Genomic DNA, 12,397 nt, shown 5'->3' with positions numbered 1-12,397 from the left:
GACCGCGCGGCCGGGCCGGGGGCGCGGCGCGCCGCCGCAACGCGCGCCTCGAAGTCGTGCGCGTCGACGGCGGAGCGCGGCACGACGAGCCGGTACGCGCCCGGCCGGGACTCGATCGCGTCGCGGCCGATCGCCGTGCGCAGCCGGGAGACGAGCGACTGGAGCGCGTTGGGGGCGCCCTTCGGGACGCCGTCCTCCCAGAGGGCGTCGATGATCCGGTCCGCGGGGACGGTCGCGCCCGGGTCGAGGGCGAGCAGCGTCAGCAGCGTTCGCAGCCGCGCGCCCCCGATCTCGACGGGCGCGCCGTCCGCGAGCACCTCCAGAGGCCCCAGGATCCCGATGCGCACGCCCCGATTGTCCCCCACCCGGCCCCGTTCCCGTCCGGACGCGGCGGAGCCCCGGTGATCGCGAGGATCACCGGGGCTCCGGGAGGGACGCGCGGCGGGCGCGCCGGGCGTGCCCGTCAGGCGGCGTTCTCCTTGGCGGCCTGCTGCGGCCGGGCGTCGTCCAGGGCCGCGAGCTCGAAGTCGGCGCGCGGCTGCTCGACGGTGGCGAGCGAGACGGTCTCGCGCTTGAGGAACAGCGCGAGCGTCCAGTCCGCCAGGACGCGGATCTTGCGGTTGAAGGTCGGGACCATCGCGCCGTGGTAGCTGCGGTGGAAGAACCACGCGGGCCAGCCCTTGAGCTTGAAGCCCATCGGGTTCGCCACGCCCTTGTGCAGGCCGAGCCCGGCGACGGCGCCGAGGTTGCCGTGCACGTAGGGCTTGAGGGTCTTGCCGCGCAGCGAGCGGACGATGTTGTCGGCGAGCACCTTGGCCTGCCGGACCGCGTGCTGGGCGTTCGGCGGGCAGAACATGCCCTCCTGGGTGAGGTCCGGGATCGCGGCGTTGTCGCCGGCGGTGAACGCCCGGACGAGGCCCTCGATGGTGAGGTACTCGGTGCCCTTGACGCGGCCGCGCTCGTCGATCGGCAGGTCGCCGTGCCGGACGACCGGGGACGGCTTGACGCCGGCGTTCCACACGAGCGTCCCGGCGGGGAAGCTGCTGCCGTCCGACAGCTCGATCTGCCCGTCCACCGCCGACTGGAGGAACGTCTTCATCTTGACGTCGATGCCGCGGCCGCGGAGCTGCTCGGCGGTCCACTTGCCCATGTCCGGGCCGACCTCGGGGAGGATGCGGTCGGCGGCCTCGACGAGGACGAACCGCAGGTCCTGCGGGGTGACCTTGCGCATGTACTTGGTGGCGTCGCGGGTCATGTCCTCGAGCTCGGCGACCGCCTCGACGCCGGCGAACCCGCCGCCGACGAACACGAAGGTCAGCGCCTTGCGGCGCACCTCGACGTCGTCGGTCGACTCGGCGATCTCCAGCTGCTCCAGCACGTGGTTGCGCAGGTGGATGGCCTCGCCGACGGTCTTGAGGCTGATGCCCTGCTCGGCCAGGCCGGGGATCGGCAGGAGCCGCGGGACGGCGCCGGCGGCCATGACCAGGTAGTCGTAGGAGAGCCGCTCCGGCGGTCCGGCCAGCGGCTGGAGGATGGCCCAGCCCTCGTCGTGGTTGAGCTCGGTGACCCGCGCCTTGCGGACGGTGCACTTCGGCAGCACCCGGCGGAGCGGCACGACGACGTGGCGCGGCGAGATGTTGCCCGCGGCGGCCTCGGGAAGGAACGGCTGGTACGTCATGTACGAGTTCGGGTCGACGATCGTGACCTTGACCTCGCCCCGCTTCAGCTCGCCCTTCAGCTTCTTCTGCAGGCGCAGGGCGGTGTACATGCCCACATAGCCGCCACCCACGATGAGGATGTGGGGAGCGCCAGGGGTCCCCTCGGCGGTCCTGGCCATTGCGGCCCTCCAATGTTTCCGGTCGGCTTGTGAAGACATTCACAAACTAGCTCATGGTGCCGGGCTGGCACCAATCGAAAACCACGAAAGAACACGAAAACTTCCCAGTCCGGCAAAGTGGACCGTTGCGGCGCGTGTGAACTTCGCCACTACTTGCCAAATACTCGGGCGGAACGCGCCACAGCAGACATGACGCAACTCACAGCGGACCAGTCCGGGAGCGCCGTCGCCTCCCGGGACGAAAGGCCCGTTCCACCCCCGCCGAACCCCTAAGGTTGGGGCGGACGAGGAAGGGGGCGCGTCCGGCGGGGCGCGCGACGCCGGGATGACGGCAATCCGGCGGGACGCGGCGTACGATTCCGCGCGGGAGCGTAGCGATGATGAGCAGAGACCGGCGTCCGATCGTGGCCGCGGCGGGCACCCTGGCGCTCGCCGGCGCCCTGAGCGGCTGCGGGCTGATCGGCCAGCCCGAGAACAAGAGCGCCGAGCTGTCGGAATGGTTCACGGTGACCAGCCCGGTGTTTCGCGATGGCCGCGACTTGCCCACGAGGTACGGCTGCACGACGTACCCTGGCGGACAGGGCAAGACCCCGCCGCTGAAGTGGTCGGGGGCCCCGGCCGGTACGCGGTCGTTCGCGATCGTCGTGGACGACCCGGACGCCTCCAACGGCGCCTACGTCCACTGGGTCATCGCGGGCATCGACGGAGCGGTCGGCGAACTGGTCGAAGGAGCACGGCTCGACAACGCCGTCGAGGGCGTGACCACCAGCAAGAAGGCGGGCTACGCACCACCCTGCCCGCCCAAGGGAGAACGGCATCGGTACAGGTTCACCATCTACGCGCTGGACGCTCCGGCGCCGTTCCGGAACGGCGCCTCGCTGAAGGACTCGCTCGGCGCGATCGCCAAGCACACGGTGGGCCGGGGCCGGATCACCGGGAACTTCCGCGGCAAGTAGGCGCGTTGACCGTGCGGCCTGAAGCTGGGGCCTGGGAGCACAGGGTCAGGGCGGACCCCTCGGGGGGCTGGAGCTGACAGGCGCGGACCGCGCCGGCCGGACGGGCCGGACGGGACGCGCCGGGTGAGGGTAAATGTGCGCGAAGGGTGTGACAACGGTCATAGCGGTCGGACACAATCGGGCTAGGCCCGTGGGGAACCGACCGCTGGTGACATTCGGGACGGACCCGCGGTCCGCGCTGGCGATCCTCGCCGGGCCAAGGCATTGGGTGGTGGCATGACTTCTTACATCGTGGTCTTCGGCCTCATTGTGGTCGTCGTCCTCGTGGTCGTCCTCGTGGCCCTGGGCCTGCGGGCCAGCAGGGCCGGGCGCGACGACGACGACTGGATGGCCGACGAGCAGGCACCGCAGCCGCGCGGCCGCCGCGCCGCCCCGCCGCCCCAGCCGGAGGGCGCCCCCGCGGACGGTTACGACACCGGCTACGAGGGCGACTACGACACCGGGTACGACGACGCCTCCTACGGCCCCGGCGCCCCCGACCCCGCCTACGACCGCCGCGTCGCCGGCGGGCCGCTCGCCGCGCCCACCGCCGCCCCCCCGTCCGCCCCGCCGCCGCCCGCCCCGGCCGGCCAGGCGTCCGACGAGATGGAGGACGACGACTACTGGGCGACGATCACCTTCGACAAGCCCAAGTTCCCCTGGCAGCACGACCAGGGCGGCGACCGCCAGCAGCCCGACCCCGCCGCCGACCCGCTGCACGCCCAGGCCCAGCCGGGCCCCGAGCAGCCCGCCGAGCCGCCGAACCTGACCCAGCCCGTCTCGCTCGGCCAGGACGGCTCGATCCTCAACGGCATGGGCGCCCCGACCGGGACCGGTCCGCAGCAGATGCCCCAGGGCCCCGGCGGCTTCCAGGGCGGCGCCCCCTTCGGCGACCCCGGCTCGACCGCCCACGACCCGATCCCCGCCGACCTCGCCATGCCGGGCGGCACCGGCCCGCAGGCGCCCTTCGGCGTCCCCGGCCAGCCCGACCAGCCCGTGTACGGCGGCCAGGAGCCCCAGCACGCCTACGGCGCGGCCGAGCAGCCCCCCTACGGCGGGCAGGAGCCGTCCTACGGCGGCGCGGAGCAGTCCCCGTACGGCGACCAGCCGCCTTTCGGCGTCCCGGGCGACCAGCCGTCCTACGGCGGCCAGGAGCCCGCGTACGGCGGCGGCCAGGACCAGCCGCCCTACGGCGACCAGTCGCCCTTCGGCGTCCCGGACCAGCCCCAGTACGGCTCCCCTGAGCCGTCCTACGGCGACTACAACTCCGACCCGCTGGGCGGACGCCCGGCCGCCGCCGCGGGCCCGCCGCCCTCGGGCGGCTCGGGCGGCTTCCCGACCCCGCAGGGCGCATCCGACCCGCTCGGTCTGCCCCTCGGCCGTCCCGACGAGCCGATGCGCGGCTACGGCGACTCGACCGGGCTTCCCGGCACGTCCGACCCCCTCGCGCCCCCGGCGACCCCGCCCGCTCCGCCCGCTCCGGCGGCGCCCCCGGCCACGGTCGGCGGCCTCGGCGGCGGCTCCGGGTCCGACACCGACAACCACAAGCTCCCGACCGTGGACGAGCTGCTCCAGCGCATCCAGACCGACCGCCAGCGGTCGGCGGGCGGCTCGTCCCAAGAGAGCGGCGGCTCCTTCGGCGGCCCGCTCAACGACCCGCTGAACGACCCGCTCGGCAGCGGCTCCTTCGGAGGCGGCGCGGGCACCGGCAACACCGGCCCCTGGCCGCAGGGCGGCACGTCCGGCGCCCCGGCGTCCGGCGGCCCCGCGTCCGGCTACGACTCCGGCGCCGGCTACGACGGCGGGCTCGGCTCGGGCACGCCCGGCTACGGCCAGAGCGGCTCGCAGGGCGACGGCTACCCGACGTCCCCCGCCTACGGCGACGCACCGCGCTACGACGACCCGCTGAACACCGGCGGCGGCCGCGGCTCCTTCGGCTCGTTCGGCACCGGCTCGGACGGCGGCCAGGGCGGCCCCGGCGGATACGGCGACTTCAGCGGCAGCAGCTACAACGGCGGCTCCGACCCGCTCGCCGCACCCCACGACCCGAACGCGGGCGGCCAGGGCGGCGGGTTCGCCGACCCCAACTCCACCCAGGCCTACAACCCGGGCTACTTCGGCTCCCAGCAGGACGACTACCAGCAGAACAACCAGCAGAGCGGCGACACCGGCCCCTACGGCTCCCGCCAGCAGCCCGACGACTGGCAGAGCCACCGCGACTACCGACGCTGAACACCGCTAGCCCGGCCCAGGCCGCTCGCCTGGCACCCCGACCTGGGCCGCCCCGAAGCAAGCGTCGCGATCCCTCGGCGACGGGGAGGCCAGCCACCAGACACCGCCTCCCCGACCGCCAACACACAAAAAAAACCCGCCAACCCCACCACACCCCACACAAAACCGACGCCACCACGCGGCCCGAAGGTCGACCCCAAGCGCCCCCAGCGGCAGTCCGCGCACTACGCGGCCCGCCCACGGCAAACCCCACGCAACACCGGGTGAGGTCGGCGCCGCTACGCGGCCCGCTCAAGGCGCACCGCGCGACACCAGGGACAGGCGGCCGTACGTGGACTGCTCACGGCGGCCTCGCGCAGCGTCGGGGCAGGCGGCGCCACCACGTGGCCCGCTAAGGCGAGCCTCGTGCAACGCCGGGGATAGGCCAGCGTCACTACGTGCGCCGCTGAGGCGAGCCTCGCGTGACGGTGGGGGTAGGCGGCGCCGGGGTTCGGGGTGGGCTTGGTGTTGGGTTGTTGCGGGGCTTTCGGCGGTGGATGTGCGGGTGGCTGGGCGGGGATCGTGGTTGTCTACTGTGTGTGACCCTTAAGACACTCGACGTGTCCGTTCTGCGGCGGGACCTGCTCGCATCGTTCGTCGTCTTCCTGGTCGCGATCCCGCTGTCGCTGGGGATCGCGGTCGCCTCGGGGGCGCCGGTCGCCGCCGGGCTGGTCGCCGCCATCGTCGGCGGGGTCGTGGCCGGTCTGGCCGGCGGATCGCCCCTCCAGGTCAGCGGGCCCGCGGCCGGGCTGACCGTGATCGTGGCGCAGCTCGTCCAGACCTACGGGTGGCGCGCCACCTGCACCATCACGCTGCTCGGCGGGCTGCTCCAGCTCGCCCTCGGCGCCAGCAGGGTGGCGCGGACGGCCCTCGCGGTGTCGCCCGCCGTCGTGCACGGCATGCTCGCCGGGGTCGGCGCCGTCCTCGTCCTCGCGCAGGTGCACGTGCTGCTCGGCGGCAGCCCGCAGCAGTCCGCGCTGGCCAACCTGCGGGAGCTGCCCCGTCAGGTGCTGCACCCGCACACCCATCCGGCGCTGATCGGCGGGCTGACCGTCCTCGCCCTTGCTGGTTGGTCGCGGCTGCCGCGCGGGCGCGGACGGCTCGGCGCCGCGCTGCGCCTCGTCCCCGCCCCGCTGCCCGCGGTCGCGCTCGCCACCCTGGCCGCCTGGTCGCTCGGCTGGCACGCGCGGCGGGTCGACCTGCCCGGCACGCTTCTCGCCGGCTGGAGCGCGCCCGTCCTGCCGCACGGGTCCCCGGCCGCGATCGTGGGCGCCGTCGTCTCCGTCGGGCTCGTGGCGGCCGTGGAGTCGCTGCTGTGCAGCGTCGCCGTCGACCGCCGCCGCCCGCCGGGCGTGCCGCCCGCCGACCTCGACCGGGAGCTGCTCGGGCAGGGCGCCGCGAACGCGGTGTCCGGCCTGCTGGGCGGCCTGCCGGTCGCGGGCGTGATCGTGCGCAGCACCGCGAACCTGGAGGCGGGCGCCTGCACCCGCGCGTCGGCGGTCCTGCACGGCGTCTGGGTGCTCGTGCTCGCGCTGTCGTGCGGGCCGGTCATCGAGCAGGTGCCGCTGTCGGCCCTCGCGGCGCTGCTCGTGGTGCTCGGCGTCCGGCTGATGGACACCGCCCGCGTCCGTGACCTTCGTCACCACCGCGAGGCGCCCGCCTACTTCGCGACGCTCGCCGGAGTGATCGTCCTCGGGCTCGGCGAGGGCGTCCTGCTGGGCATCGGGATCATGGTGGTGCTGGCGCTGCGGCGGCTGACGCGGCTGTCGGTCCGCGCCGAGCGGCTCGTCCCCGCGCCCGGCGACGCGCCCATATCGCCCCGCTGGCACGTGGTCGTGGAGGGGACACTGACCTTCCTCGGGGTCCCGAAGGTGACGCGGCTCCTCCGGGACGTCCCGTCCGGCGCCGACGTCGACCTGGACCTCAACGTCGACTTCATGGACCATGCCGCGTTCGACGCCGTCCACCAGTGGCGGCTCGCGCACGAGCGGCAGGGTGGCAGGGTCGACATCGACGAGGTTCATGAGACTTGGTATGAAAGAGCGGTGACAGGCGAAATGTCTCCACCGGGTAAAACGCCCCCGCCGGCACGCTGGTGGGCTCCATGGGCGAATCGACGGCGGCGCGCCGAGGCCGAGCTCGACGCGCCCGAGGTGTCCCCGAGCGCCCTGCTGCTCGCGGGCGTCCGCGAGTACCACGGCCGCACCGCGCCGCTCGTCCGGCCGATCATGGCCGAGCTCGCGATGGCGCAGAAGCCGAAGCACCTCTTCATCACCTGCGTGGACTCGCGGGTGGTGCCCAACATCATCACCGCCAGCGGGCCCGGGGACCTCTTCATCAACCGCAACGTCGGCAACCTCGTCCCGCGGCACGGCTCGCGCACCCACGACGACTCCGTCGCCGCGACCGTCGAGTACGCCGTCAACGTCCTCGGGATCAAGACGATCTCCGTCTGCGGCCACTCCAACTGCGGCGCCATGGCCGCGCTCCTCGGCGGCGGCACCGAGGTCGAGCACCTGCGCGGGCTGTCCCGGTGGCTCAAGCACGGCAACCACAGCCTCGCCCGCTTCCTGGCCGCCGACGCCCCCGCCCCGGCGGACCCGGACGCGGCCGACTCGCCGCTGACCCGGCTCTGCAAGACCAACGTCATGCAGCAGCTCGACAACCTGCGCACCTACCCGTGGCTCCGGGAGCGGGTCGACGCCGGCGAGATCGAGCTCGTGGGCCTGTTCCTGGAGCTGGAGTCCGCCACCGTCCACGTCCTCGACCCGGCCGCGGAGACGTTCGTCCCCGTCCCCGACGAGGCCCCGGACGGCGGCGGCAAGGACGCCAAGAGCCTCACCTGAGCCGTCGAGGGCGCGGGCCGCTCCCCCGCCGGAACGGCCCGCGCCCTCAGCGCCCGACGAGCTCGTCGTCCCCGCGGACGAAGTCGCTGCCGCGGGTGTACATGCCCGTCACCCGGCGCGCCCTCCGCGCGCGCCGGTCGGACGCCGGCAGGAACAGGGCGTCGCGCCGGCTCGCGCGCGCGAAGTCCCACAGGTAGACCAGTGAAGCCAGCAATCCGATGAGCCCCAGCACCATGACCATGATGATGAACACCGGTGCTCCCTTCCCGCGGGGCTCGGCCACCGTTCCCCGCGTCACCGCCGACCGAGGCGATCAGCTCTACCTCGGACGTTAGGCGTCCCGTATCAGGTCCTCTGTGTCGTGTGACCCGAACCTGCCGAGATCCATGCCACTCGTCCCCGGTGCGAGGTTCTCCGCACGTCCCGCAGGCCCTTCGGGGACGTCGTCCGCGAGTAGAAGTACATGCCCCAGTACTGCGCGGCCTTGGCGAGCGCCTTGGCCGAGAGGGTGTGGCGGCCTCCGGTGGCGGCCCAGGGGTCCCATACCTCGACGGTTCCGGCACGGGCGTCGTAGCCGTAGGCGACGATGACATGCCCGTAGTGGCCGCCGAGGCCCCTGTTCCAGGGCAGCCGCTCCCACCAGACCGCGATCTGCGGCGCCCGCCGGAGGACGCCGACGTTGTCCACGACGCGCCGCATGAGCGTCACCGGGTTCTGGACGTCCGTCACGTTGGTGACCGTGTAGCCCGGCGAGACATAGTCGGCCAGCACCCGGACGGCGTCGTCGCCATGCGTCCCGAACGGCGCGTGCGTGTCCATCTTCCTCGCGAGGGTGCGCTGCCTGACCGCGATCCCGAACGTGCCGAGGCTGATCGCGCTCGACGCGGGGATGCAGTACAGCCGCCCTTCCTGGAACTGCGCCTTGATCCTCAACGTGACCGCGCCCGGCGCCCGGGCACTCGGGGTCGAGGACGGCGACGGGGCGGCCCCCGGGGGCGGCACCGGAGGGGCGGCGTACTGGACGGGCGCCGGTGCCGCGCGATGCCCACCGCAGCCGCTCGCCGCGATCATCACGGCGACGGCGAGCGCCGAACCGCCGCACACCGTCCGCACCCGACACCCCTTCCCGCCGCGCGGCACGGGGTGCCCCAGGCAAGGTGAGATGTCCAGAAGATACCAATAGTCCCGAACAACCACGAGAGTCATCCGCGGGGACGGCACAGCCGGCGGGTCCGCTCCGGGCGCCTACATGCGCTGCGTGAACACCGCGGCTATTCGCGTGACGCGTCAGCCCAGCGCTCGACGCCTTTTCACTCGATATAAACCTTCCTTCCGCAGTCGTGGCATCTCTTGGAGTCTCCGGGGCCGGTCTTCGATTTCACCAGCCGAGTCTCATGACACTGACTGCAGAGGATGAACTTCCTGTCGCAGTTATTGCACTCATACAGGAAGGCCCGATTGTCCGAGAACATGGAACGGGCCCTGGGAAGCAGCTTGGTCAGCGGGGCTGTGAGGTCGTCCATCAGCCTGGAGAAGTACCGGTCCGTGTCGAGCGACCCGCACCCGGGACAGTCGGGAGAGAGCACCATTCTCGTCCTCCCTCCTCGATGCTCATCATCACAGACCGCTTCCCTATGAACAAGAAAGTCACCCTGACCGCATCAGGACGCGAAACGATGGCACAGAAGCCTGGACGATTGAAAGCCGCGAACCAAGGCCCCGGTCCGGGAGGAGCGCCAGTTCATAACGATCCCCGCTCCGGAGCGGAAGGGGGGAGGGCGGACGAGTCGGCCTGTAAGCCGGGTTCTGTGCCCGTCGCCTCGCGGCGGCGGGTGGCGGCCATCCATCTCGGACCGCCGTTGCCGGCGGCCTCCAGCGGTCTACCCGCAGGCTCGGGCGGGCCGCCCTCGAACGCCTGCGCGGGAAGCGCCGCTTCCCTTCTTGACCTTGCTCCAGGTGGGGTTTACCGAGCCGCCCACGTCACCGTGGGCGCTGGTGAGCTCTTACCTCACCGTTTCACCCTTACCACCGGCGGACCGGTGGCGGTCTGCTTTCTGTGGCACTGTCCCGCGGGTCGCCCCGGGTCGGCGTTACCGACCACCTCGCCCTGTGGAGCCCGGACTTTCCTCGACGGGGATCGCTCCCCGACGCGGCCGCCCGGCCGGCTCGTCCGCCGTGCCACAAGGGTAACCGGTCGCGCGGGGCCCCGGATCAGCGGTCGAGGTGGTGGACGTCGTTGAAGGCGCGGAGGGTCGCCGGGCCGTCGGCGTACCAGTCGACGGACGACAGCGACGCCACGTCCAGGTGCATCCGGTAGATGGACGCCATGGGGGCGCCGAGGGCGTCCCGGACGAGAAGCTTGATCGGCGTGACGTGGGAGACCACCAGGACGGTCTGGTCGCGGTAGCGGACCTTGAGCTTGTCCAGGGCCGTGCGGACGCGGCGGGAGACGCTCGCGAAGCTCTCCCCGCCGGGCGGCGCCGCCTCGGGGTCGGCGAGCCACTCCTTCAGCGCGGCGGGGGCGCGGTCGCCGGCCTCGGCGAACGTGAGGCCCTCCCACTCGCCGAAGTCGGTCTCGCGGAAGCCGTCCTCGACGCGGACGTCCAGGCCCGTGACGGCGGCGATCTCGGCGGCGGTGTCGCGGCAGCGCGACAGCGGGGACGTGACGATCGCGTCGAGGCCGCGGTCCTTGAGGGCGAGGGCGGCGGCGCGGGCCTGGGCCAGGCCGGCGGGGGTGAGCGGGACGTCGTTCCGGCCGGCGAAGCGCTTCTCGGCGGAGAGGGGCGTCTCGCCGTGGCGCAGGAGCAGGGTGGTCGTCCGGGACGTGGTGGCGGCGCGGACCGGGGCGGGCGGGACGGGGTCGGGGTCCTCGCCGTCCGGCTCCTCGACCGCGCGGACCCAGGTCTCGCCGCGGGCGGCGGCGTCCATGGCCTCGTTGGCGAGCCGGTCGGCGTGCGCGTTGCGGTTGCGGGGGATCCAGCCGTAGGTGACCGAGCCGAGGCCGGACGCCGCCTCCCGGGCCTGGAGGGCCAGCGGGATCATGTCCGGATGCTTGATCTTCCAGCGGCCGGACATCTGCTCGACGACGAGCTTGGAGTCCATCCGGACCTCGACGCGCGCGGACGGGTCGATCGCGGCGGCGGCCGTGAGCCCGGCGATCAGGCCCCGGTACTCGGCCACGTTGTTGGTGGCGAGCCCGATCGCCTCGGCGACCTCGGCCAGCACCTCCCCGGTGACCGCGTCGCGGACGAGCGCGCCGTAGCCGGCGGGGCCGGGGTTGCCGCGGGAGCCGCCGTCCGCCTCGACGATCAGGCGGCGCGCCGTCACAGCCCGGACTCGGGGGTGCGGACGAGGATGCGGCGGCACTCCTCGCAGCGGACGACCTCGTCCTCGGCGGCGGCGCGGATGCGGTTCAGGTCGACGGTGTTGAGGGCCAGGTGGCAGCCCTGGCAGGAGCCGCGGTAGAGCTTGGCCGCCCCGACGCCGCCGAACTGGCCGCGCAGCTTCTCGTAGAGGGCGAGCAGGTCCTCGGGGACGTCCTTGGCGACGGCGGTGCGGGCGGCGCTGGTCGTCCCGGACTCCTCGTCGATCTCCTGCTGGGCCGCGTCGCGGCGCTGGACGAGCTCGGCGAGCTCCGCCTGCACGGACTCCCGGTCGCCGCGCAGCGCGGCGACCGTGCGCTCCGCCTCCTCGGTGCGTTCCATGATCTCCAGGACGACCTCCTCCAGGTCGGCCTGGCGGCGGTTCAGCGACTCGATCTCCGCCTGGAGGCCGCTGAGGTCCTTGGCGGAGGTGACCTGGCCGGAGTCGAGCCGCTTCTGGTCGCGGTCGGCGCGGGCGCGGACCTGGTCGACGTCCTGCTCGGCCTTCCGCTGCTCGCGTTCGAGGTCGCCGACCTCGGTCTCGGCCGCCACGATCGCGTCCCGCAGCTCGGTCAGCCGCGCCTCCAGCCGCTCGATCGCGGCCAGCTCGGGCAGCGTGCGGCGGCGGTGGGCCAGCCGGTCCAGCGAGCTGTCGAGGTCCTGCAGGTCGATCAGGCGAAGCTGGGCTTGCGGTGCGGCTTTCACTTTGCTCCTTCGTCATGCAGGCGCCACGCGTCGGTGACGAGCGTGGACACCCGGGTCTCCAACGTGCCCGCTTCCGGTGAGGACCCGGCGAGACGCCGCTCCGCGTCCGCGAGCCAGGGCCATTCGGTCGCCCAGTGCGCGGCGTCCACCAGCGCGGGCCCGCCGTGCTCGGCGAACTCCGACGCGGGGTGGTGCCGCAGGTCGGCGGTGAGGTACGCGTCGACGCCGGCCTCGCGCGCGGTGTCGAGCAGGGAGTCGCCGGCGCCGCCGCACACCGCCACGGTGCGGACGGGACGGTCGGGGTCGCCCGCGGCGCGGACGCCCCACGCGGTGGACGGGAGCCCGGCGGCCGCGCGGGCGGTGAACTCGCGCAGCGGGACC

At 73.4% G+C, this 12,397-nt stretch carries 11 protein-coding genes and 1 other RNA gene; 3 read left to right on the top strand and 9 right to left on the bottom strand.

All coding sequences use genetic code 11. The annotated features are described in order from the left end of the window. A partial coding sequence (locus E1300_RS40890; protein ID WP_207400244.1) for an AfsR/SARP family transcriptional regulator occupies positions 1-347 on the bottom strand: 347 nt, incomplete at its 3' end. Between the two features lie 116 nt (positions 348-463). Then, positions 464-1,837 (bottom strand): NAD(P)/FAD-dependent oxidoreductase, encoded by a 1,374-nt coding sequence (locus E1300_RS40885; protein ID WP_131762659.1) that lies wholly within the window; start codon positions 1,835-1,837, stop codon positions 464-466. A gap of 377 nt (positions 1,838-2,214) precedes the next feature. Here E1300_RS40885 and E1300_RS40880 point away from each other — a divergent pair, with 377 nt between their 5' ends. The 3 genes from E1300_RS40880 to E1300_RS40870 all read left to right on the top strand — a co-directional run bounded on the left by E1300_RS40880 (position 2,215) and on the right by E1300_RS40870 (position 7,949). Then, the gene (locus E1300_RS40880) at positions 2,215-2,793 is read left to right on the top strand and encodes a YbhB/YbcL family Raf kinase inhibitor-like protein (RefSeq protein ID WP_242619714.1); all 579 of its coding nucleotides are present in this window, start codon (positions 2,215-2,217) and stop codon (positions 2,791-2,793) included. A gap of 276 nt (positions 2,794-3,069) precedes the next feature. Continuing rightward, positions 3,070-5,064, top strand: a complete 1,995-nt coding sequence (locus E1300_RS40875) for a hypothetical protein (RefSeq protein ID WP_131762658.1) — start codon at positions 3,070-3,072, stop codon at positions 5,062-5,064. 599 nt (positions 5,065-5,663) lie between these two features. Then, entirely contained in the window at positions 5,664-7,949 is a 2,286-nt protein-coding gene (locus E1300_RS40870; protein WP_242619713.1) for a SulP family inorganic anion transporter, read from the top strand. Between the two features lie 46 nt (positions 7,950-7,995). On the opposite strand, the gene E1300_RS40865 is transcribed toward E1300_RS40870, so the two are convergent. From E1300_RS40865 to E1300_RS40840, 7 genes are all read right to left on the bottom strand, one after another. Beyond that, positions 7,996-8,202: a hypothetical protein gene (locus E1300_RS40865; RefSeq protein ID WP_242619712.1), complete on the bottom strand. Its 207-nt coding sequence runs from the start codon at positions 8,200-8,202 to the stop codon at positions 7,996-7,998. 92 nt (positions 8,203-8,294) lie between these two features. Then, positions 8,295-9,062, bottom strand: a complete 768-nt coding sequence (locus E1300_RS40860) for a C39 family peptidase (RefSeq protein ID WP_165503221.1) — start codon at positions 9,060-9,062, stop codon at positions 8,295-8,297. Positions 9,063-9,259: 197 nt separating this feature from the next. After that, complete coding sequence (locus E1300_RS40855) at positions 9,260-9,538, bottom strand: hypothetical protein (RefSeq protein ID WP_131762655.1); 279 nt, start codon at positions 9,536-9,538, stop codon at positions 9,260-9,262. 190 nt (positions 9,539-9,728) lie between these two features. After that, an RNA gene (rnpB, locus tag E1300_RS40850) (RNase P RNA component class A) lies at positions 9,729-10,118 on the bottom strand. A gap of 42 nt (positions 10,119-10,160) precedes the next feature. After that, the gene (locus E1300_RS53035) at positions 10,161-11,276 is read right to left on the bottom strand and encodes a bifunctional RNase H/acid phosphatase (RefSeq protein ID WP_242619711.1); all 1,116 of its coding nucleotides are present in this window, start codon (positions 11,274-11,276) and stop codon (positions 10,161-10,163) included. Then, the gene (locus E1300_RS53030) at positions 11,273-12,016 is read right to left on the bottom strand and encodes a zinc ribbon domain-containing protein (RefSeq protein WP_242619710.1); all 744 of its coding nucleotides are present in this window, start codon (positions 12,014-12,016) and stop codon (positions 11,273-11,275) included. Before E1300_RS53030 ends, E1300_RS53035 begins: the two co-directional genes overlap by 4 nt. Then, a partial coding sequence (locus E1300_RS40840; RefSeq protein WP_207400242.1) for a Nif3-like dinuclear metal center hexameric protein occupies positions 12,013-12,397 on the bottom strand: 385 nt, incomplete at its 5' end. The genes E1300_RS53030 and E1300_RS40840, both read right to left, overlap by 4 nt.

Source organism: Actinomadura fibrosa (assembly GCF_900659615.1).
Lineage (GTDB): Bacteria > Actinomycetota > Actinomycetes > Streptosporangiales > Streptosporangiaceae > Spirillospora > Spirillospora fibrosa.
Note: the sequence above shows the minus strand (reverse complement) of the source record. Positions and strands in the feature narration are given on the sequence as shown.